The 20772-nt window shown below is 70.9% G+C and carries 20 protein-coding genes; 18 read left to right on the plus strand and 2 right to left on the minus strand.

Translation table 11 applies throughout. The annotated features are described in order from the left end of the window. Positions 1 to 97: 97 nt before the first annotated feature. The 3 genes from C4T78_RS16470 to C4T78_RS16480 all read left to right on the plus strand — a co-directional run bounded on the left by C4T78_RS16470 (position 98) and on the right by C4T78_RS16480 (position 4208). Positions 98 to 670: a TetR/AcrR family transcriptional regulator gene (locus tag C4T78_RS16470; protein ID WP_235862969.1), complete on the plus strand. Its 573-nt coding sequence runs from the start codon at positions 98 to 100 to the stop codon at positions 668 to 670. Beyond that, positions 667 to 2007: an MFS transporter gene (locus tag C4T78_RS16475; RefSeq protein WP_235862970.1), complete on the plus strand. Its 1341-nt coding sequence runs from the start codon at positions 667 to 669 to the stop codon at positions 2005 to 2007. Before C4T78_RS16470 ends, C4T78_RS16475 begins: the two co-directional genes overlap by 4 nt. 86 nt (positions 2008 to 2093) lie before the next feature. Continuing rightward, positions 2094 to 4208, plus strand: a complete 2115-nt coding sequence (locus tag C4T78_RS16480) for an elongation factor G-like protein EF-G2 (RefSeq protein ID WP_093345642.1) — start codon at positions 2094 to 2096, stop codon at positions 4206 to 4208. A 52-nt stretch (positions 4209 to 4260) separates the two neighbouring features. Here C4T78_RS16480 and C4T78_RS16485 read toward each other — a convergent pair whose 3' ends face one another. Further along, positions 4261 to 4830 (minus strand): helix-turn-helix domain-containing protein, encoded by a 570-nt coding sequence (locus tag C4T78_RS16485; RefSeq protein ID WP_093345644.1) that lies wholly within the window; start codon positions 4828 to 4830, stop codon positions 4261 to 4263. A gap of 69 nt (positions 4831 to 4899) precedes the next feature. Between C4T78_RS16485 and C4T78_RS16490 the strand changes: the two genes are divergently transcribed. The 15 genes from C4T78_RS16490 (at position 4900) to C4T78_RS36045 (ending at position 19741) form a co-directional block, all read left to right on the plus strand. Next, the gene (locus C4T78_RS16490) at positions 4900 to 5601 is read left to right on the plus strand and encodes an AzlC family ABC transporter permease (RefSeq protein WP_143185716.1); all 702 of its coding nucleotides are present in this window, start codon (positions 4900 to 4902) and stop codon (positions 5599 to 5601) included. Next, a complete protein-coding gene (locus C4T78_RS16495; RefSeq protein WP_093153960.1) occupies positions 5598 to 5909 on the plus strand; it encodes an AzlD domain-containing protein in 312 nt (103 codons plus the stop codon). Before C4T78_RS16490 ends, C4T78_RS16495 begins: the two co-directional genes overlap by 4 nt. A 267-nt stretch (positions 5910 to 6176) precedes the next feature. Then, positions 6177 to 7523 carry an amino acid permease gene (locus C4T78_RS16500; RefSeq protein WP_093348252.1) on the plus strand — a complete coding sequence of 449 codons (1347 nt, stop codon included), beginning with the start codon at positions 6177 to 6179 and terminating at the stop codon, positions 7521 to 7523. Next, positions 7520 to 8188 carry a pyridoxal 5'-phosphate synthase glutaminase subunit PdxT gene (gene pdxT, locus C4T78_RS16505; RefSeq protein ID WP_093345647.1) on the plus strand — a complete coding sequence of 223 codons (669 nt, stop codon included), beginning with the start codon at positions 7520 to 7522 and terminating at the stop codon, positions 8186 to 8188. The genes C4T78_RS16500 and pdxT overlap by 4 nt, the downstream gene beginning before the upstream one ends. A 15-nt stretch (positions 8189 to 8203) precedes the next feature. Further along, positions 8204 to 8956, plus strand: a complete 753-nt coding sequence (locus C4T78_RS16510; protein ID WP_093153965.1) for a YebC/PmpR family DNA-binding transcriptional regulator — start codon at positions 8204 to 8206, stop codon at positions 8954 to 8956. Positions 8957 to 9033: 77 nt separating this feature from the next. Then, positions 9034 to 9543 (plus strand): DUF4262 domain-containing protein, encoded by a 510-nt coding sequence (locus C4T78_RS16515; RefSeq protein ID WP_093345650.1) that lies wholly within the window; start codon positions 9034 to 9036, stop codon positions 9541 to 9543. Positions 9544 to 9652: 109 nt separating this feature from the next. Next, positions 9653 to 10237 carry a crossover junction endodeoxyribonuclease RuvC gene (gene ruvC / locus C4T78_RS16520; RefSeq protein WP_093154340.1) on the plus strand — a complete coding sequence of 195 codons (585 nt, stop codon included), beginning with the start codon at positions 9653 to 9655 and terminating at the stop codon, positions 10235 to 10237. Positions 10238 to 10289: 52 nt separating this feature from the next. Next, positions 10290 to 10886, plus strand: a complete 597-nt coding sequence (ruvA, locus tag C4T78_RS16525; RefSeq protein ID WP_093345652.1) for a Holliday junction branch migration protein RuvA — start codon at positions 10290 to 10292, stop codon at positions 10884 to 10886. 250 nt (positions 10887 to 11136) lie between these two features. Then, a complete protein-coding gene (gene ruvB / locus C4T78_RS16530; protein WP_093345655.1) occupies positions 11137 to 12201 on the plus strand; it encodes a Holliday junction branch migration DNA helicase RuvB in 1065 nt (354 codons plus the stop codon). Positions 12202 to 12652: 451 nt separating this feature from the next. Further along, positions 12653 to 13021, plus strand: coding sequence for a preprotein translocase subunit YajC (gene yajC / locus C4T78_RS16535; RefSeq protein WP_093153975.1), 369 nt, complete (start codon positions 12653 to 12655; stop codon positions 13019 to 13021). 355 nt (positions 13022 to 13376) lie between these two features. After that, positions 13377 to 14927: a protein translocase subunit SecD gene (secD, locus tag C4T78_RS16540; RefSeq protein WP_093345657.1), complete on the plus strand. Its 1551-nt coding sequence runs from the start codon at positions 13377 to 13379 to the stop codon at positions 14925 to 14927. Further along, positions 14924 to 16099 carry a protein translocase subunit SecF gene (gene secF, locus C4T78_RS16545; RefSeq protein WP_093345660.1) on the plus strand — a complete coding sequence of 392 codons (1176 nt, stop codon included), beginning with the start codon at positions 14924 to 14926 and terminating at the stop codon, positions 16097 to 16099. Before secD ends, secF begins: the two co-directional genes overlap by 4 nt. Continuing rightward, the gene (locus tag C4T78_RS16550; protein ID WP_177247363.1) at positions 16096 to 16650 is read left to right on the plus strand and encodes an adenine phosphoribosyltransferase; all 555 of its coding nucleotides are present in this window, start codon (positions 16096 to 16098) and stop codon (positions 16648 to 16650) included. Before secF ends, C4T78_RS16550 begins: the two co-directional genes overlap by 4 nt. A gap of 251 nt (positions 16651 to 16901) precedes the next feature. Further along, positions 16902 to 19220: a RelA/SpoT family protein gene (locus C4T78_RS16555; RefSeq protein ID WP_093153983.1), complete on the plus strand. Its 2319-nt coding sequence runs from the start codon at positions 16902 to 16904 to the stop codon at positions 19218 to 19220. A gap of 176 nt (positions 19221 to 19396) precedes the next feature. Then, positions 19397 to 19741, plus strand: a complete 345-nt coding sequence (locus C4T78_RS36045) for a hypothetical protein (protein WP_143185717.1) — start codon at positions 19397 to 19399, stop codon at positions 19739 to 19741. A 101-nt stretch (positions 19742 to 19842) separates the two neighbouring features. On the opposite strand, the gene C4T78_RS16560 is transcribed toward C4T78_RS36045, so the two are convergent. Continuing rightward, positions 19843 to 20676 carry a peptidylprolyl isomerase gene (locus tag C4T78_RS16560; RefSeq protein ID WP_093345662.1) on the minus strand — a complete coding sequence of 278 codons (834 nt, stop codon included), beginning with the start codon at positions 20674 to 20676 and terminating at the stop codon, positions 19843 to 19845. Positions 20677 to 20772: the final 96 nt, after the last annotated feature.

Raw genomic sequence — 20772 nt, forward strand, 5'->3', positions numbered from 1 at the left:
GGCACGTGCTGCGGTGCGGCCTGTTGGCCGTCGCGGCCGCGGGTCCGGAACGAGAGGACGTTGAAGTGAGTAGTTAGTAACCAGTAACTTATTTCGCATGGTGCAGCGGATGCGCGGGGCTGAGCGGCGGGCTCAGGTGCTGGAGATCGCTGCGGCGGAGTTCGCCGCGCACGGGTTGCACGGTGCGTCGACCGAGGCGATCGCCCGGGACGCCGAGATCACGCAGGCCTACGTCTTCCGGATGTTCGGGACGAAGAAGGCGCTGTTCCTGGAGCTGGTCCGGGCGGCCTTCGACCGGCTGACCGACGCGATGCGGGATGCCGCCGGGGACCGGGCCGGGCTGGACGCGCTCGCCGCCATGGGCGCGCAGTACTACGACCTGCTCTCGGATCGCACGGGACTGCTGCTGCAGCTCCAGGGGTTCGCCGCGTGCGGTGACGAGGAGGTGCGCGAGGCCGTCCGGGAGTGCTTCGCGCGGATGTGGGACGCGGTCGCCGACGTCACCGGGCTCGAACCGGTGACCGTCAAGTCGTTCCTCGCGTTCGGGATGCTCTTGAACTCCGGTGCCGCGCTGGACGTCGAGCACACCGACGGGAGGTGGGCGGAGGGAGTGCGCACCCGGATCAACGCAGGCCTGTTCGAGCACATCACGGCGGAGCGGAACCGGTGAGCGGCCGCCTCGGGCCCGGGCTCGTGGTGGTCGCGCTCATGGGCGCGGTCATCGGGAGCGTCGGCGCACCGCTGATCACGGCGGTCGCGACCGGCCTGCACGTGCCGCTGGAGGCCGCGCAGTGGACGCTGACGATCACGCTGTTCACCGGCGCGATCGTCGGGCCCGTCCTCGGCAGGCTCGGCAGCGGTCCGCACCGGCGCGCCGCGATCCTGGTCACCCTCGCCCTGGTCGCGATCGGCGGGGCGCTGACCGCGCTGCCCCTGCCCTTCGCGGCCCTGGTGATCGGGCGAGGGCTGCAAGGGCTCGGAGTCGCGGTGGTGGCGCTGCTCATGAGCGTCGCCCGCACGCACCTTCCTCCGGAGCGCTCCGCCACGACGATCGCTGCCCTGTCCGTGGCGTCCACTGCGGGAATCGGCGTCGGCTACCCGCTGATCGGCCTGCTCGACCAGCTCGCAGGCCTGCGCGCCGCGTACGCGCTCGGGTTCGTGCTGTCGGCGGTCGCGCTCGTCGTGGCATGGCGCGTGCTCCCGCGCGAGGAACCGGGGGAGCGCCCGAAGATCGACGTGACCGGCGCTCTCCTGCTCGGCGCGGGGACGCTCGGCGTCCTGCTGGTCATCGCCGAGCCCTCGTTGTGGCGCAACCCTTGGCTGGGCGCGAGCATCCTCGCCGGTGCGATCGCGATCCTCGCCGCGTGGGCGGCCTTCGAGCTCCGAACCGCCGCGCCGCTGGTCGACCTGCGGCTGCTCGGGCAGGCTTCCGTGCTCCGGGCCAACGCCGCGATGCTCGTCGCGGGCATCGGCACGTACCTGCTGTTCAGCCTGCTCACCCGTTACGTGCAGACCCCGGCGGACGCCGGTTACGGGTTCGCGCTCCCGGGAGTGGCCGCGGGTGCCGCGCTGATCCCGTTCTCCGCCTTCGGCTTCTTCGCGGGAAAGGTGCTGCCCGCTCGCGCGCAACGGCGGGCCTACCCGATCGCCGCAGCCGCCGTGGTGCTCGCCGCGCTGGTGTTCGCCGCCGCGACCGGCTCGCTCGTGGTCGTCCTGATCGCGATGGCCGTCCTCGGCTTCGGCGTCGGCGGGATCTCCGCGGTCATGCCCAAGCTCGTCCTCGCCGGTGTTCCGCAGGCCGAGACCGCGAGCGTGCTCTCCATCAACCAGATCGTCCGCAGCACCGGTTTCAGCATCGGCAGCGCGCTCGCCGGACTGCTCCTCGCCGCCGCCACGCCCGGCGGTGCTCTGCTCCCCGCACCGGGCGGCTACGTCGCGGCCGCGCTGTGGTCGGTGCCGCTGCTGGTGATGAGCGCGCTGATCGTCGGCCGCCGCACCGCAGGCTGACGGGCCGGTGGCGGCCTTGCACGGGCTCGGCGACGGGTGTGTGATCGGAGACACAATCGGTTGCCGGGAGCGTGCGAGGAGTTCTCATGGGGAGCAAGCAGAGCGGCACAGTAGGAGGGCCGGCGATCCCGGCCCCCTCCGATCCGGCCGAAATCCGCAACGTCGTGCTCGTCGGGCCCTCGGCGGCGGGCAAGACCACCCTGGCCGAGGCGATGCTGGCGGCCACCGCGACGATCCCGCGGACCGGCGCGGTCACCGAGGGCACCACGGTGTGCGACCACGAACCCGCCTCGATCGAGCAGCAGCGGTCCATCTGCCTGGCCGTCGCGCCGATCCAGCACGGCAACATCAAGATCAACCTCATCGACACGCCCGGCTACGCCGACTTCATCGGTGAGCTGCGGGCCGGGCTGCGCGCCGCCGACGCCGCGCTGTTCGTGGTGGCCGCGGCGGAAGGCATCGATCCGGCGACGCGGGCGATCTGGCAGGAGTGCGCGGCCGTCGGCATGCCCCGCGCGGTGCTCATCGCCCGCCTCGACCAGCCGCGCGCCGACTTCGACACCGCGCTGCTGACCTGCCAGGACGCCTTCGGCGGCGGAGTGCTGCCGCTGTACCTGCCGCACCACGGCCCGGACGGGGAGCTGACCGGGCTGGTCGGGCTGGTCACCGAGAGCATCTACGAATCCGGTGAGCTGCGGCCCGCCGACGAGCGGGTGCGGGCCCGGATCGACCAGCCGCGCGGCGAGCTCATCGAGGCGATCATCGCCGAGAGCGAGGACGAGTCGCTGATGGACCGCTACCTCAACGGCGAGCCCATCGACGAGGACACCCTCATCGCCGACCTGGAGAAGGCGGTGGCCAGCGGCGGTCTGCACCCGGTGCTGCCGGTGTGCTCGACGGCCGGGATCGGCATCGCGGAGGTGCTCGACGGCATCGTCCGCGGCTTCCCCTCACCGCTGGAGCACGCGCTGCCGGAGTTCACCGACCCGCACGGCCGCAATCCGCGCGCGCTCACGCCCGATCCGGCCGGGCCGCTGGCGGCCGAGGTCGTGCACACCTCGGTCGACTCCTACGTGGGGCGGGTCTCGCTGGCGCGGGTCTTCTCCGGCACGATGCGCCCGGAGCGCCCGGTGCACGTCTCCGGCCACGGCATGGCCGACCGCGGGCACCCGGACCACGACGAGGACGAGCGCGTCGCGCACCTGTACTCGCCGCTGGGCGCGAACCTGCGCGAGGTGACGCACTGCATCGCCGGTGACCTGTGCGCGCTGACCAAGATCGGTTCGGCGGAGACCGGCGACACCCTCTCCGACCCGTCCGACCCGCTGCTGCTGACACCGTGGCCGATGCCGGAACCGCTGCTGCCGATCGCGGTCACCGCGCACACCCGCAGCGACGAGGACGCGCTGGCCCGCAACCTCAACCGCCTGGTCGCCGCGGATCCCAGCCTGCGGCTGGAGCGCGACACCGAGACCCACCAGCTGGTGCTGTGGTGCATGGGCGAAGCGCACGCCGACGTGGTCCTGCAGCGGCTGCGCGAGGGCGGCGCGGAGATCGACACGGTGCCGGTGGAGGTGCCGCTGCGGCAGACCTTCGCCCAGCCCGCCAAGGGGCACGGGCGGCACGTCAAGCAGTCCGGCGGGCACGGCCAGTACGCGGTGTGCGACATCGAGGTCGAGCCGCTGCCGCGCGGGTCCGGCGTGGAGTTCGCCGACCGCGTGGTCGGCGGCGCGGTGCCGCGCCAGTTCATCCCGAGCGTGGAGAAGGGCGTGCGGGCCCAGGTCGAGAAGGGCATCAACGAGGGCTGCCCGCTGGTGGACGTGCGGGTCACGCTGGTCGACGGCAAGGCGCACAGCGTCGACTCCTCGGACGCGGCGTTCCAGGCGGCGGGCGCGCTGGCCCTGAAGGCCGCCGCCGAGCAGGCCGGGCTGATCACCCTGGAACCGGTCGACGAGGTGGCGGTGCACATCCCCGACGAGCACCTCGGCGCGGTGCTGGGCGATCTGTCGAGCCGCCGCGGCAAGGTGGTCGGCACGGAACCGGAGGACGGCGGCTGGACGGTGGTGCGCGCGCACGTGCCCGCCAGCGAGCTGATCCGCTACCCGGTCAACGTCCGCTCCCTGACCTCGGGCAGCGCGACCTTCACCCGCAACTTCGAGAGCTACGAGCCGATCCCGGACCACCTGCTCACCCGCAAGTGACCACCGGCCGAGTCCGCAGGCCCGCGCGCTCGGCCCAGGTCGGGGCGGGTGGTCAGCGGTGTTCCATGAGGAGGACCGCGGTGGTGCCGGGGGCGAGGGCCTCGTAGCGGTGGGGGACGTCGCCGGAGAAGGAGACGTAGTCGCCCACCGCGAGCTCCACCGGGCTGTCCTCCGGGCCCGCCACCAGGCGGCCCGCGGTGAGGATCACGTGCTCCACCGAGCCGGGGATGTGGGCGTCGGCGTGCCGGACGCCGCCCGGTTCGAGTTCGAGCACGTAGAGGTCGCGGCGCGCGCCCGACTCGCCGGAGGACAGCAGGGCCGCCGCGTAGGTCGACTGCTCGGAGCGCACGATCGGCACCTGTCCCGCGCGGATCACCCGGATCTGCGGGGTCGGCGGGTCGACGAGCCGGCTGAAGGGCACGCCCAGCGCCACGCCCAGCGCCCACAGGGTCTCGACGCTGGGGTTGCCGGTGCCGGATTCGAGCTGGGAGAGCGTGGACTTCGCGATCCCGGCGCGCTTGGCGAGCTCGGTCAGGGTCAGCCCGGCGCGATCGCGCTCGCGGCGCAGGGAGGCGGCGATGGTCTCCAGCGGCGCGGACGGGGTGTTCTCTGTCTCACTCATCGGTGTTCGCTCTGTCGGTCCTTCAATTCGGTTTGACGAACGCACTCTGCTGTGTTCATGCTAGCGAACGTGAGTACGGTTCAGCGAACGCGAACGAGTTTCTGGCGGGATGCGCTGGTGCGCGACGTCCTCTCCATGGCGCTGGCGATGGCCATCGTGGGCGCCTCGCTCGGTGCGATCGCGGTGAGCAAGGGCGTACCGCTGTGGATGATCACGCTGATGGGCGCGGTGGTGTTCGCCGGCGGCTCCGAGTTCATGGCGGTCGGCCTGGTCACCGCGGGCGCGGCCCCGATCACCGCGGTGCTCAGCGGGCTGATGCTCAACGCCCGCCACCTGCCGTTCGGCCTCGCGGTCGGCGGGCTGCTCGACCGCGGCTGGCCGTCCCGGCTGATCGGCAGCCACCTCATGGTCGACGAGGCCGTCGCCTTCGCGATGGCGCAGCGGACCCCGGAGCAGAAGCGGCGCGCCTACTGGCTCACCGGGATCGCCCTGTACTGCGCCTGGGCGCCGTCGGTGTTCCTCGGCGGACTGCTCGGCCAAGGCGTCGGCGACCCGGGTGCCTTCGGGCTCGACGCGGCGATGCCCGCCGCGCTGCTCGCGCTGATCATGCCCTCGCTGCGCGAGTTCCGGACGCTGCGCGCGGTGGCGGTGGGCGCCCTGATCGCGGTCCTGACGACGCCGCTGCTGCCGGAGGGGCTGCCGGTCATGGTCGCGCTGGTCGGGGTGGCCGCGGTGCTGCCGCTGCCGAAGAAGCTGGAGGGGACCCGATGACGCTCGGAGTGGTCTTCGCGCTGGCCGCGGGAACGTACGCGATGCGCCTGGCCGGGCCGCTGCTGCGGGGGCGGCTGCGGATCTCGCCGCAGTGGGAGCAGCTCATGTCGATCGCCGCGATCGTGCTGCTCGGGGCCTTCGTGGCCACCAGTGCGCTGTTCGAATCCGGCGGGTTCGCCGGCTGGGCCCGGTTCGCCGGTGTCGCGGTCGGCGGCGTGCTGGCCTGGCGGCGCGCGCCGTTCGTGCTCGTCGTGGTCGCCGCGGCGGGCACCACGGCGCTGCTGCGCCTGTTCGAACTGGCGGCGTGAAGGGCCTCGCGCGAGCGGTTTGGGCGTTTCGTCGCCCGAACCGCTCACGGCCCTGACCTGCTGTTCCACCCCGAGTCCGAGCTCCCGGCGGCGCTGTCTAAGGTTCCCCTGGCCCATCCGGCGCAACGACTTGCTGCGCCGGGGTAGAACCTGGAGCCGGCCGCACCCGGCTCCCGCCACGGGAGGAACACGCCCTTGGCCACCGCGCCCATCCACCGCACCGACGAAGAGGGCTACGCGAAGGGACTCCAGAACCGGCACGTCCAGATGATCGCCATGGGCGGGGCCATCGGCGTCGGCCTGTTCCTCGGCGCGGGCGGCCGGATGGCCCAGGCCGGCCCTGCGCTGGTGGTGTCCTACCTGCTGTGCGGCATCGCGGCGTTCTTCGTGATGCGCGCGCTCGGCGAGCTCGTGCTCTACCGGCCGGTGGCGGGCAGCTTCGTCGAGTACGCCCGCGAGTTCATCGGCCCGTGGGCCGGGTTCGCCGCGGGCTGGCTGTACTTCCTGAACTGGGCGGGCTCCGGAATCGCCGAGATCACCGCGGCGGGCATCTACATCGGCAAGTGGTTCCCGGACTTCCCGCAGTGGGTGACCGCGCTGATCTGCCTGGCCGTGCTGCTGGCGGTCAACCTGCTGTCGGTGAAGCTGTTCGGCGAGCTGGAGTTCTGGTTCGCGGTGATCAAGGTGCTGGCCATCGTGACCTTCCTGTTCGTCGGCCTGGCGCTGGTGGTCACCGGCGCCGAGGTCGGTGGCGGCACCGCCGGCCCGCACAACCTCGTCGACCACGGCGGTTTCACGCCCAACGGGCTGCCCGTGGTGCTGATGAGCATGCAGGGCGTCATGTTCGCCTACGCCTCGATGGAGATGGCCGGCATCGCCGCGGGGGAGACCGAGAACCCGGCGAAGGTGATGCCGCGCGCCATCAACGGCGTGGTGTGGCGGATCGCGGTGTTCTACATCGGCTCCGTGCTGCTGCTGGCGATGGTGCTGCCGTGGACGTCGTACAACGGCGAGCAGAGCCCCTTCGTGACGGTCTTCTCCAGCATCGGCATCCCGTGGGCCGGCGACGTGATGAACTTCGTGGTGCTCACCGCCGCGCTGTCCAGCTGCAACTCCGGGCTGTACGCGACCGGGCGGATCCTGCGCTCGCTGGGCACCCGCGGCGAGGCGCCCTCGTTCACCGCGCGGCTCAACTCCCGCCAAGCGCCCTTCGGCGCGGTGCTGTTCACCGGCGCGGTGTTCCTGATCGGCGTGCTGCTCAACTACGTGGTCCCCAAGGACGCCTTCGACATCGCCACCTCCATCGCCTCGCTGGGCGTCATCGCGACCTGGGCGGCGCTGCTGATCGCGCAGGCGAAGCTGCGCAAGCGCGCGGCGCTGGGCGAGCTGGTCCGCCCGCCCTACCGGATGCCGGGCTCGCCGTGGACGAACTGGATCGTCCTGGCGTTCCTGCTGCTCATCGTGGTGCTGGCGGCCTTCTCCGACGAGCTGGCGGTGCGCGCCTCGTTCTACGCGGTGCCGGTCGTGGTGGTCGCGCTGTTCGCCGGCTGGTGGCTGGTGCGCAGGTCCCGGTCTTCGCCCGCCGAGGAGCGTGCAGGACAATCGGAGATGTGACGAACCCCGTGATCGGCGTCCTGGCGCTGCAGGGCGGCGTGGCCGAACACCTGGCCGCGCTCGAGCGCTGCGGAGCGGACGCGCGCCCGGTGCGGCGCGCCGAGGAGCTCGCCGCGGTGCACGGAATCGTGCTGCCCGGCGGGGAGTCCACCACGATGACCCGCCTGCTCGACACCTTCGAGCTGTACGAGCCGCTGCGCGAGCGGCTCGCCGCCGGGCTGCCCGCCTACGGCTCGTGCGCCGGGATGATCATGCTCGCCCGCGAGGTCGCGGACCAGGACCCGGAGCTGCCCGCGGTCCGCCCGCTGGGCGCGCTGGACATGGTCGTGCGGCGCAACGCCTTCGGCCGCCAGGTCGACTCCTTCGAGACCCACCTGGACTTCGCCGGAGTGCCGGACGGGCCGGTGCACGCCGTGTTCATCCGGGCACCCTGGGTGGAAGAGGTGGGACCGGAGATCGAGGTGCTGGCCACGGTGCCCGATGTGCGGGGGGATGACCCGGACGGCACCGAGCGCTCGTCCGGCGTCGGTAGGATCGTCGCGGTTCAGCAGGGATCGGTGCTCGCCACTTCGTTCCACCCGGAGCTGGTCGGCGGGGACGAACGCGTGCACCGCTATTTCGTACAGATCGTCCGCGCGCGGCTGGATTCGGCAGCGCACGCGTAGAAAGACGGAGGAGAGATGAGCGGCCACTCCAAGTGGGCCACCACCAAGCACAAGAAGGCCGCCCTCGACGCCAAGCGCGGCAAGCTCTTCGCGAAGCTGATCAAGAACGTCGAGGTCGCCGCCCGCACCGGCGGGGGCGATCCCGATGGCAACCCCACCCTCTACGACGCCATCCAGAAGGCGCGCAAGAACTCCGTGCCGATGGACAACATCGAGCGCGCCCGCAAGCGCGGGGCCGGTGAGGAAGCCGGTGGCGCCGACTGGCAGACCATCATGTACGAGGGTTACGGGCCCAACGGCGTCGCGGTGCTGGTGGAGTGCCTGACCGACAACCGGAACCGGGCCGCGGGCGAGGTGCGCACCGCGATGACCCGCAACGGCGGCTCGATGGCCGACGCCGGTTCGGTGTCCTACATGTTCAACCGCAAGGGCGTCGTGCTGCTGCCCAAGAACGGGCTGAGCGAGGACGACGTGCTCTCGGCGGTCCTGGAGGCCGGTGCCGAGGAGATCAACGACCTGGGCGAGAGCTACGAGATCCTCTCCGACCCGGCCGACATGGTCGAGGTGCGCAAGGCGCTGCAGGCCGCCGACATCGAGTACGACTCGGCGGAGACCAACTTCCTGGCCTCGGTCAACGTGCAGCTGGACGCCGAAGGGGCGCGCAAGATCTTCAAGCTGATCGACGCGCTGGAGGACTGCGACGACGTGCAGAACGTCTTCGCGAACTTCGACGTCGACGACGCGGTGCTCGAAGAGGTCAACGCCTAGCGCCGGAACGTGTCCGCACCGCTCCCGTCGGTGGTCCTCGCGGCCGCGGGCGGGAGCGGCGTGCTCGGCAAGGCAGAATGGCGATCGTGGTCGACACGGATGAGGAACTGCGCCGCTGGATGGTCAACACCGCGGAGAAGCACGGCGCAGCGGTGATGCACGTGGCGGGCGACGAGCACGGTGCGCAGTACGCCTTCTCGGTCGGCGCGTGGCGGCGCTTCGGCAAGCCCGAGGTCGTGGTGATCGGACTGCCCGACGAGGTCGCGAACGCGGTGGTGAACACCTACGTGCAGCGGGTGGGTCAGGGCGAGCGGTTCGTGCCCGGCCGGCTCTACGACGGCTTCCTGAAGGGCTGCCCGGTGACCTTCGAGAAGGTCGCCCTGCAGCACTACCCGGAGTACCTGGGCAGCGCGTTCCTGGTCTACAACGGGCCCGACTTCCCCGCCGTGCAGCTGATCGTCTCCAGCCCGGAGGACGCGAAGTTCCCGTGGCAGCCGGATGCCCCCGGTGGGTTCCGCGACTACCAGCCGGTGCTGACCGACAGCGGACTGCCGGAGAGCTGGACGCCCGGCACCGACGGCCCCTGATTCACCTGCCCGGGGGATGCATGCGCGTGTCGGTGCGGGCGGCGGGCAGCGCGGTTCGATAGGGTTTCGAACGAGTGTTCAGGTCGAGCGTGGGCAGGTGGCGTCCGTGGTGCGCGTGCTGGGAGTCGACCCCGGGCTGACCCGCTGCGGGCTCGGCGTGGTCGACGGGGGACGGGGGCGTTCGGTTTCGGCCGTCGCCGTCGGTGTCGCGCGCACTCCGCCGGAGGACGAGCTGCCGCTCCGGCTGCGCGCGGTGGCCGACGAGGTCGAGCGGTGGATGGACCGGCACCGGCCCGAGGTGGTGGCCATCGAGCGGGTGTTCAGCCAGCACAACGTGCGCACCGTGATGGGCACGGCGCAGGTCTCCGGCGTCGTGGCGCTGCTGGCCGCGCGGCGCGGCCTGCCGGTCGCGTTCCACACGCCCAGCGAGGTCAAGGCGGCCATCAGCGGTTCCGGGCGGGCGGACAAGAAGCAGGTCACCATCATGATCACCAAGATCCTGGGGCTGGCCGAAGCGCCGAAGCCCGCGGACGCCGCCGACGCACTGGCGCTGGCCGTCTGCCACCTGTGGCGGGCGCCGATGGCCGACCGGCTGGCCCAGGCGGAGGCCAGGGCCGCCGAGCTGGCCCGCAACCACCGGGCGCGGCTCAAGGCGGCCGCGAAGGCCACCGGAGCGCGCGATGCGCGGAGCTGAGCACACCGCGCGCGAGGACGAACGTTCAGACACGACCAGGAGGGTTTGACCGATGATCTCCACGGTGCGAGGTCCGGTGCTGTCCATCGGGCTGGACCACGCCGTGATCGAAGTGGGCGGCGTGGGCATGGCGGTGCACGCCACCCCGGTCACGCTGGCCGGCCTGCGGCGGGGCGAGGAGTCCCGGCTGTGGACCTCGCTGATCGTGCGCGAGGACTCGCTGACCCTCTACGGCTTCGCCGACGCGGAGTCCCGCGACCTGTTCGTCCTGCTGCAGACGGCGTCCGGGGTCGGCCCGCGCCTCGCGCTGGCCGCGCTCGCGGTGCTCTCGCCGGACCAGCTCAGCCACGCCCTCGCCGACGGCAACCTGACGGTGCTCACCCAGGTGCCGGGCATCGGGAAGAAGAGCGCCGAGCGGTTGATCCTGGAGCTGCGCGACAAGGTCGGCGTGGTGGCCGGAACGGTCGAACCGGCGGTCACGGCGGATCGCGGCCGGGTCCGCACGGAGGTCTCCGAGGCGCTGGTGAGCCTGGGCTTCTCGGTCAAGCAGGCCGAGCAGAGCGTGGAGTCGGTGCTCGCAGCGGGCAACGGTGACCTCGACACCGCCGCGGTCCTGCGCAAAGCGCTTGCCACGCTCGGACCGAAGTGAGGTCGTAGATGTGACTGCCTGACGAACTCGTTCTGCGTGGCGGTGCGGGTGGCGGAACCTCAGCGCCCGCCTGGACCGCGGGTGCCCGGCTTCAGGTATAGACCGATGCACGGCGGCCGGGCCGTCCTCGCCAGGCGAACGCTGAGAGCCCGCGGCGGTGCGAGCTGCGAGGGCGGGCTGAACGCCTCCGGCGTTTCAAAGACGAAGAACCCAGGTCCGGGACACGCACACTGCTAGGGGACAGGCTCAGATGCACCAGGACGAGGCCGACTGGTCCGGCGAGGGCGTCTCGCTGACCGCGCACCAGGACGCGTCCGACCAGGACGTCGAGATGTCGCTGCGTCCGCGCAAGCTCAGCGAGTTCATCGGCCAGGCGCGGGTGCGCGAGCAGCTGGAGCTGGTGCTGCACGGCGCGCTCAAGCGCGGCGACCAGCCCGACCACGTGCTGTTCTCCGGCCCGCCGGGGCTGGGCAAGACCAGCCTGTCGATGATCATCGCCACCGAGCTCGGATCGTCGATCCGGGTCACCTCCGGTCCGGCTCTGGAGCGGCCCGGTGACCTGGCGGCGATGCTGTCCAACCTCGCCGAGGGCGACGTGCTGTTCATCGACGAGATCCACCGGATCGCCCGGCCCGCCGAGGAGATGCTCTACCTGGCGATGGAGGACTACCGGGTGGACATCGTCGTCGGCAAGGGACCGGGAGCCACCAGCATCCCGCTGGAGCTGGCGCCGTTCACGCTGGTCGGGGCCACCACGCGGTCCGGCGCGCTGACCGGACCGCTGCGCGACCGCTTCGGCTTCACCGCGCACATGGAGTTCTACTCGCCGGAGGAGCTGGAGCTCGTGGTGCGCCGCTCGGCGGGCATCCTGGGCGTCGACCTGCGCGACGACGGCGCCGTGGAGATCGCCGGCCGCTCGCGCGGCACACCGCGCATCGCCAACCGGCTGCTGCGCCGGGTCCGCGACTACGCCGAGGTGCGCGCCGACGGCGCGGTGACGCTGGAGGTCGCGCGGGCCGCGCTGGAGGTCTACGACGTCGACGAGCTCGGCCTGGACCGGCTGGACCGGGCGGTGCTGAGCGCGCTGATCAACTCCTTTCACGGCGGCCCGGTGGGAATCTCCACGCTGGCGGTCGCGGTGGGCGAGGAGTCGAGCACCGTGGAGGAGGTCTGCGAGCCGTACCTGGTGCGCGCCGGCCTGCTGGCCCGCACCCCGCGCGGCCGGGTGGCGACCGCGGCCGCCTGGCACCACCTGGGCCTCACCCCGCCGCAGCACGCGCCGGGGAGCCCGCAGCCGGATCTCTTCGCCGAGTGACCCAACGGTGACAAAACGCCGATACCGTGTCCGAGGACCCGCCGCCCGACTCCGCTGGGAGTCGCGGTTGCGGGTGGCGGAACCGCCCGTGCGGGCCCGGGAGCACGACGTCCCGGCCGGGTGCGCGCGGAACCGCGTCGGCGCGGGGCGTCCAACGGCCCGACCGCCGGAGAACTGAAGACCGAACCTGTTCCAGCGCCGGTGACCGGGGCGCTGATCGGCCTCCGCCGCGTGACGTTATCCTCCTCACGTCTCGTCCGGTGCCGATCGGACGGGTCGTGCGCGGCACGGCAGGCGCGGACCCGCTCCGGCGGGCTGCGGTGGCCCTCCCGACCCAGTGGGAGAGCCCGTCGACCCGAGTTGACCTGGCACACTGGGACTTGAACATCCGAACAATTCGGGCGCAGTACTGCGAGGGCTGGGCCCCGAAGCGTCCGCTGAACGGAGCACGATGGACCTCAACTCCCTGATTCTCCCGCTGCTGATCGTCCTGCTCGCGGTGCCGCTGTTCCTCCAGGCGCGCAAGCAGAAGCGCGCGATGGCGGAGCAGCAGAAGCTGCAGAACTCGATCGCCCCCGGCGACCGGGTGATGACCACCTCCGGTGTGTTCGGCACCGTCGTGGCCACCAGCGACGACACCATTGACCTGGAGCTGGCCCCGGGCATGACCACCACCTGGGTGCGCCAGGCGGTCCGCGAGAAGGTCAACACCGAGAGCGCGCCCGAGGTCGCGGAGGTCAAGGACGAGACCCCGGCCGAGCCCGAGACGGAGTCGAAGGCCGAGGTCGCCGCGCCGATCGAGCAGCAGAAGACCAACTGACGAACGGGTGGGAGTCCGCACCGGGGCCGAGCGCCGGCCCCGCGCGGCGGACGCCGCCCACCAGGTAGCGACGCGGGCACCGGACAGCGGTTCCGGGCCCGCGTCCGTGCGTGATCGCTGATCGACGCACTGTCGCCACCCGGTGCGGTGACGCCCGCGCCGGGCCTGTCAGACTGACACCGCGGTGTCCCCACCCCTGGCGGGAGGGGCGCCCGAACCACCCGCGGGTTCTCAGACGTTCTCTCGGGGGACGATCGCTGTCCCGCCGCGAGAGAGCGGCCGAGGTTTCGCCGGGTGCGCGCCTGCGCAACACGACCAGTGCACCGCTTCGAGACCGGACAGGAGAACGAACGCCGTGGCACCTCCGGCCGGGCAGATCCGCCCAGGGCGTTATCTCGCGATCTTCACCTTGATCGTGGCCGCGCTGTACTCGCTGGTGTTCTTCACCGGTGACGGCAACCCGTACCCGAAGCTCGGGATCGATCTCCAGGGCGGAACCCGGGTGACGCTCACCGCGCGCACCCTGGACGGTCAGCCGCCCAGCAACGAGGCCCTCAACCAGGCGCGGCAGATCATCGAGACCCGCGTCAACGGCATGGGCGTCAGCGGTTCCGAGGTCACCCGCGACGGCAACAACCTGGTCATCACGGTGCCCGGCGAGGGCGGCGAGGAGGCCAAGCAGCTCGGGCAGACCGCGGAGCTGAACTTCCGCAAGGTCACCAGCGCGCTGCCCGCGCAGACGCCACCCGCGGGCACCACGCCGCAGGCCGCGCACCAGCAGCAGCCCGGTGACCAGCAGCGCGAGATCGACGAGGCCAAGCGCACCCGGCAGAGCACCGACCCGAACGTGCAGATGCAGGCGCTGCAGGCGCTGAACTGCTCGGTCGACGACCCGCTGCGCGGCAACGACGACCCGAAGCTGCCGCTGGTCACCTGCGACCGCGAGGGCGAGTTCAAGTACGTCCTGGAGCCGGTGTTCCTGCCCGGCCGCGAGGTCGCCACCGCCCAGGCGGTGCCGCCGAACCAGCAGAACCCGGGCTGGACGGTCTCGCTGGACTTCAAGAGCGAGGGCGCCAAGATCTGGGCCGACTTCACCTCCGCCAACGTCGGCCAGCAGGCCGCGTTCGTGCTGGACAGCGAGGTGGTCTCGGCACCGACGATCCAGGCCGCGCTGCTCGGCGGCAACGCGCAGATCACCGGCCAGTTCAACCAGCAGAGCGCGACCGACCTGGCGGACATCCTCAAGTACGGTTCGCTGCCGCTGGCCTTCGACCAGTCCGAGGCCGAGACGGTCTCCGCGACGCTCGGCGTGGCCTCCCTGGAGGCCGGCCTGTTCGCCGGTGGCATCGGCCTGCTGCTGGTGGCGGTCTACTGCCTGCTCTACTACCGGCTGCTGGGCATCCTGACGATCCTGTCGCTGGTGCTCTCCGGCGGCGTGGTCTACGGCGTGCTGGTCCTGCTGGGCCGCTGGGTCGGCTTCACCCTCGACCTGGCCGGTGTCGCCGGTTTCATCATCGCCATCGGCATCACCGCCGACTCGTTCATCGTGTTCTTCGAACGCCTCAAGGACGAGATCCGCGAAGGCCGCACCTTCCGGTCGTCGGTGCCGCGGGCCTGGACGCGGGCGCGGCGCACGATCCTGTCCGCCGACGCGGTCAGCTTCCTGGCCGCCGCCGTGCTCTACGTGCTGGCCGTCGGCCAGGTGAAGGGCTTCGCGTTCACCCTGGGCATGTCCACCGTGCTGGACCTCGTGGTGGTCTTCCTGGTCACCCACCCGCTGGTGGCGCTGGCCTCCAAGAGCAAGTTCCTGTCCAAGCCGTCGGTCTCCGGCCTGGGAGCGGTGCAGCGCGTCGGTAATCAGAACCGGGCTGCCCGCAAGGCCGCGACCACCGCCAAGGAGGCGTGAAGGTGACGACTCCAGGTACCGAAGGCACCCGCCGCCGCGAGAGCGTCTTCCACCGCCTCTACGTCGGGACCGGCGCCTTCGACATCGTCGGCAAGCGCGCCCGGTGGTACGTCTCGCTGGGACTGCTGGTGCTGGTCTGCATCGGCTCGATCGGCTTCAAGGGCTTCAACCTCGGCATCGACTTCGAGGGCGGCACGAAGCTGCAGATGCCCGCGGTCGGCGCGCAGGGCCCGATCAGCGACAGCCAGGTGCAGGACGCGTTCCGGGAAGCGGTGGGGCGCCCGGCGGAGACGGTGCAGGTCGTCGGCACCGGCGCCAACCAGACCATCCAGATCCGCACCGAGGCGCTCGACGTCGAAGAGGTCGGCGCGGTCAAGCAGACGCTGTTCACCCAGCTGCAGCCGCTGGACGCCCAGGGGCGGCCGAGCGAGCAGGTGATCAGCGACAGCGCCGTCAGCGGCACCTGGGGCGGTGAGATCACCCAGCAGGCGCTGATCGCGCTCGGCGTGTTCCTGGTGCTGGTCACCGTGTTCCTGGCGTTCTACTTCGAGAAGTGGATGGCGGTGGCGGCGCTGGTCGCGCTGCTGCACGACGTCGTGGTGACCGCGGGCGTCTACTCGCTGATCGGCTTCGAGGTCACGCCCAGCACGGTGATCGGCCTGCTGACCATCCTCGGTTTCTCGCTCTACGACACCGTGGTGGTCTTCGACAAGGTCAAGGAGAACACCCGCGGTCTGCTCGGGCTGACCCGCCGCACCTACCCGGAGGCGGCGAACCTGGCGGTCAACCAGACGCTGATGCGCTCCATCAACACCTCGGTCATCGCGCTGCTGCCGGTGGCCGGGCTGCTGGTGGTCGGCGCGGGCATGCTCGGCGTCGGCATGCTGCGCGACCTGGCGCTGGTCCAGCTGATCGGCATGACCGCCGGTGTCATCTCGTCGATCTTCCTGGCCACGCCGCTGCTGGTGGACCTCAAGATGCGCGAGTCGAAGTACCGCGAGCACGAGGTCAAGGTTCAGCAGCGCCGCGAGCGCGCCGCCGCCAAGGCCGCGGGCGAGGACGTGCCGGAGGAAGCGCCGAAGCAGGCCGTCTCCGCCGGTGCGGGCACGTCGCGGCGGCCGAGCCGCCCGGCGGGCAAGTCCGGTCGTCCCTCCGGGAAGCGGCGCCGATGACCGAGCAGGTGGCGGTCCAGGTCACCGACGAGTCCGACCTGGACCTGCGGCGCGCTGCCGCGCTGATCCGCGAGGTGCCCGACTTCCCGGAGCCGGGCGTGCTGTTCCGCGACATCAGCCCGATGCTGGCCGACGGCGCCGGGCTGCGGGCCGTGGTCTCGGCGCTGGGCCGGGACTGCGAGTTCGACGTGGTCGCCGGGGTGGAGGCGCGCGGGTTCCTGGTGGGCGCGGCGGTCGCGCAGGCCTTCGGCACCGGCGTGATCGGGCTGCGCAAGCCCGGCAAGCTGCCGGTCGTCGCCGATCGCGTCGACTACGAGCTGGAGTACGGCCGGGCCACCCTGGAACTGCCCGCGGACACGCTCCGGTCGGGGCAGCGCGTGCTGATCGTGGACGACGTGCTCGCCACCGGCGGCACGCTCGGCGCGGCCTGCCGGCTGGTGCGGCAGGCGGGTGCGGAGGTCGCGGCCGCGGCGGTGGTGCTGGAGCTCACCGCGCTGGAGGGCCGCGACAAGCTCATGGGTGAGGAAGTCCGGGCGCTGCTCCAGGCCTGACCCGACACCCGAGGCGGTGGTGGGCTCGCGGCTCCGCGGGCGATCCGACGCGCCGGGGCCCCCGGAAAACGCATGTTGATCACCTGGTTCGGTGATCGGTCGGGGTGAAGTCGCCCGGTCGATCGACTGCACCAGGTGACCGCTGGGCGTATCACAACCGCACCAGGGAAGGTGCGTAGCCCCGATGGCGTTATTCTCAGTGTCCGGGTCCCCGGACCTGGGAATGCAACACCTGATCCCGGGAGCGTGCGGTGAGCCAACACGTCGATTCTCCTGCGTCGGCAGCCGAGCCGGTTGCCGAGCCGCGACCGGCGTCGGCCACCCGCCGCGTCCGCGCCAGGCTGGCGCGGAAGATCACCGCGCAGCGCGCCGCCCAGGTCAAGCAGGTGCTGGAACCGCTGGCCACCGTGCACCGCGAGCTGCACCCGCAGGCCGACCTCGCGCTGCTGCAGCGGGCCTACGACGTGGCCGAGGCCAAGCACCGCACCCAGAAGCGCAAGTCCGGCGACCCGTACATCACCCACCCGCTGGCGGTCGCCACCATCCTCGCCGAGCTGGGCATGGACACCACCACGCTGGTGGCTGGCCTGCTGCACGACACCGTCGAGGACACCGACTACTCGCTGGACAAGCTCGCCGCCGACTTCGGCGACGAGGTCGCGCACCTGGTGGACGGCGTCACCAAGCTGGACAAGGTCAAGCTGGGCGCGGCGGCGGAGGCCGAGACGATCCGCAAGATGATCATCGCGATGGCCCGCGACCCGCGGGTGCTGGTGATCAAGCTGTCCGACCGCCTGCACAACATGCGCACCATGCGCTTCCTGCCGCCGGAGAAGCAGGCCCGCAAGGCCCGCGAGACCCTCGAGGTGCTGGCCCCGCTGGCGCACCGGCTGGGCATGGCGACGATCAAGTGGGAGCTGGAGGACCTGGCCTTCGCCATCCTGCAGCCGAAGAAGTACGACGAGATCGTGCGCCTGGTCGCCAACCGCGCGCCGTCCCGCGACACCTACCTGCGCACCGTGATCGACGAGCTGTCGCACCAGCTCGACACCGCCCGGTTGGCCGCGAAGGTCGAGGGCCGCCCGAAGCACTACTACTCGATCCACCAGAAGATGATCGTGCGAGGCCGCGACTTCGACGACATCCACGACCTGGTGGGCGTGCGGATACTGGTCGACGAGGTCCGCGACTGCTACGCGGCGATGGGCGTGGTGCACGCGCTCTGGCAGCCGATGCCGGGCCGGTTCAAGGACTACATCGCCCAGCCCCGCTTCGGCGTGTACCAGTCGCTGCACACCACGGTCATCGGCCCCGAGGGCAAACCGCTGGAGGTGCAGATCCGCACCCACGAGATGCACCGCACCGCCGAGTACGGCATCGCGGCGCACTGGCGGTACAAGGAGGCCAAGGGCCGCAACGGCAGCGGCGGGCAGGCGGCCGTCGAGGTCGACGAGATGGCGTGGATGCGGCAGCTGCTCGACTGGCAGCGGGAGGCCGCCGATCCGGGCGAGTTCCTGGAGTCGCTGCGCTACGACCTGGCGACCAGGGAGATCTTCGTCTTCACGCCGAAGGGCGACGTGATCACGTTGCCGTCGGGGTCGACGCCGGTGGACTTCGCCTACGCGGTGCACACCGAGGTCGGGCACCGCTGCATCGGCGCGCGCGTCAACGGCCGGCTGGTGGCCCTGGAGCGCAAGCTGGAGAACGGCGAGGTCGTCGAGATCTTCACCTCCAAGGCGGAGGGCTCGGGCCCGAGCCGGGACTGGCTGTCGTTCGTGGCCTCGCCGCGGGCCAAGGCCAAGATCAAGCAGTGGTTCGCCAAGGAGCGCCGGGAAGAGGCGATCGAATCCGGCAAGGAGCTGATCGCCAAGGAGATCCGCCGCCTCGGCCTGCCGGTCCAGCGCCTGGTCTCCGCGGAGACCCTCGGCGCGGTGGCCCGCGAACTGCACTACGTCGACGTCACGGCGCTGTACGCGGCGGTGGGGGAGAAGCAGCTCTCCGCGCAGCACCTGGTGCAGCGGCTGGTGCAGTTCATCGGTGGGCCGGAGCAGGCCGCGGACGAGATCGCGGAGCGGTCGACGCCGTCGACGCTGCGCGGCAAGCGACGCAGCAGCGGTGACTCGGGCGTGGTGGTCAAGGACGCCGGCGACGTGTGGGCGAAGCTGGCCCGCTGCTGCACGCCGGTGCCCGGCGACGAGATCCTGGGCTTCGTGACCCGCGGTGGCTGGGTCAGCGTGCACCGCACGGACTGCACCAACGCCGACGACCTGCGCCGGACGCCGGAGCGGCTGGTCGACGTGTACTGGGCGCCGTCGGCGTCCTCGGTGTTCCTGGTGGCGATCCAGGTGGAGGCCCTGGACCGGCACCGGCTGCTCTCCGACGTCACCAAGGTGCTGGCCGACGAGCGCGTGAACATCCTGTCGGCCTCGGTGACGACTTCGAAGGACCGGGTCGCGGTCAGCCGCTTCTCGTTCGAGATGGGCGACCCGAAGCACCTGGGCCACGTCCTCAAAGCGGTCCGCAACATCGAAGGCGTCTACGACGTCTACCGCGTCACCTCCGCCGCCTGATCGGGCGGGTTCAGGAGACATCCGCAGAGCGGAACGCACTGGGCCGTTCGGGGGGATTCTTCCGAAATGTTCGGTTTTCTGTGCAAGTGACCTTGACGTCCTGGAGCCGTCCTCCATAATGATCTTGATCTTCGATCTTACTTTGGACGATCTTGGTTCCTGGAGGATGCTCGAGAATGAAGCCTGGGGTGTTTCGTGCTGCCGTCCTGACGCTGGGATTGGCCGCGGCAACCGCGACTGTCGCACCGGCGGCGATTGCCGAATCTGGCACTGGTTCTGCAAAAGCCGATGTTGAAGTCATGCAGCCGACCTGCTCCAAGCATGTGTGGAATGGTGGTGGGGGTGTCGTCTGCAGTGACGGTACCTATCGAGCGTACATTCGTTGCACGTTCGTCGGCCCGCCGCTGACCAGGAAATGGGTCTACGGCGAAACGGTCAGGCAAAACGAGATGTCCGCCGCCTACTGCCCGAACGGCTATGTGGTGCACGGACTGGATGACATCGACGTCGACTTCCTGTGAATCACTGGTCGTGGTGACTGGCTGGTCTTCTTTTTTGGCTTGACAACATGAAAGCGGTCCTCGCATTCACATTGCGGGGACCGCTCTCATGCTTCACACGATCATGCGTTCGCGGATGCCCGCTCGATCTTCACCGGGATGTTGGGGCTCCCGTCCCCTTCACCGTTGACGGGCGTGACCCCGGCGGCGGCGACCTTGTCGAGCACGGACAGGCCTTCCTCGCCGACGGTGCCGAAGACCGTGTACTCAGGTGGCAGGTAGGAATCCTGGTAGACCATGAAGAACTGGCTGCCACCGCTGTTCGGCATGCTGGACTTGGCCATCGCCAGAGTGCCGCGCGGGTAGACCGTCGCACCACCTCGGTCGTAGGGGCTGGGCGCAGGCTTGAGATCAGCCGGGGGCTCATCCTTGATGGAGTAGCCCGGGCCACCACTGCCGGTGCCGGTTGGGTCGCCGCACTGCAACACCTTCAGGCCTTCGCCGGTGGTCAGGCGGTGGCATTCGGTGCCGTCGAAGTACTTCGCCTGCACGAGGTGTTCGAAGCTCTGCACAGTGCACGGGGCCTTGGACCGGTCCAGCGTCATCGGGATGGCACCCTCGCTGGTCTGGAACGTGACGTTCTCGACGCCTTCGGCCGGGGTCGGTTCCGGATCTGGTGGAGCTCCAACCGGCTTCGCGGCCGGTTCGCCTGCTGTCGGCGCGTACGCGCACGGACCTGGCGTTGCGCCCGGCTGCGCCTGCGGCGGCGTCTCCGGCTGGGCGGTGTCGTCGCTGGTGCGGGTGAAGTAGAAGACGCCCACCACGACCGCGATGACCACGACGATCGTCGCGCCGATGGTGATCGTCCGGCGTCGCTTGGCCTGCACCGCCCTCCGCTCCAGCTGGCGTTCGAGCTTCCGCTTGGCCGCCTGGCGACGTTGCTCGTTGCTGGGCACCTGCTCCCTCCCCGGATTCGGTGAACATGATGTTGTGCGGGGAGTTTATGGGGTGCCCCTGCGACACTTCCTGAGAGCCCGGCGGCGGATCGCTCA

Source organism: Saccharopolyspora kobensis, assembly GCF_900108315.1.
In the GTDB taxonomy this organism is placed as follows: Bacteria; Actinomycetota; Actinomycetes; order Mycobacteriales; family Pseudonocardiaceae; genus Saccharopolyspora; species Saccharopolyspora kobensis.

Excerpts from the sequence above, each read along its gene's own strand:
- C4T78_RS16470 (WP_235862969.1), top strand. The coding sequence starts at position 98 with ATGGTGCAGCGGATGCGCGGGGCTGAGCGGCGGGCTCAGGTGCTGGAG.
- C4T78_RS16480 (WP_093345642.1), top strand. The coding sequence starts at position 2,094 with ATGGGGAGCAAGCAGAGCGGCACAGTAGGAGGGCCGGCGATCCCGGCC.
- C4T78_RS16485 (WP_093345644.1), bottom strand. The coding sequence starts at position 4,830 with ATGAGTGAGACAGAGAACACCCCGTCCGCGCCGCTGGAGACCATCGCC.
- C4T78_RS16495 (WP_093153960.1), top strand. The coding sequence starts at position 5,598 with ATGACGCTCGGAGTGGTCTTCGCGCTGGCCGCGGGAACGTACGCGATG.
- C4T78_RS16500 (WP_093348252.1), top strand. The coding sequence starts at position 6,177 with ATGATCGCCATGGGCGGGGCCATCGGCGTCGGCCTGTTCCTCGGCGCG.
- C4T78_RS16510 (WP_093153965.1), top strand. The coding sequence starts at position 8,204 with ATGAGCGGCCACTCCAAGTGGGCCACCACCAAGCACAAGAAGGCCGCC.
- C4T78_RS16515 (WP_093345650.1), top strand. The coding sequence starts at position 9,034 with ATGGCGATCGTGGTCGACACGGATGAGGAACTGCGCCGCTGGATGGTC.
- ruvA (WP_093345652.1), top strand. The coding sequence starts at position 10,290 with ATGATCTCCACGGTGCGAGGTCCGGTGCTGTCCATCGGGCTGGACCAC.
- ruvB (WP_093345655.1), top strand. The coding sequence starts at position 11,137 with ATGCACCAGGACGAGGCCGACTGGTCCGGCGAGGGCGTCTCGCTGACC.
- yajC (WP_093153975.1), top strand. The coding sequence starts at position 12,653 with ATGGACCTCAACTCCCTGATTCTCCCGCTGCTGATCGTCCTGCTCGCG.
- C4T78_RS16550 (WP_177247363.1), top strand. The coding sequence starts at position 16,096 with ATGACCGAGCAGGTGGCGGTCCAGGTCACCGACGAGTCCGACCTGGAC.
- C4T78_RS36045 (WP_143185717.1), top strand. The coding sequence starts at position 19,397 with ATGAAGCCTGGGGTGTTTCGTGCTGCCGTCCTGACGCTGGGATTGGCC.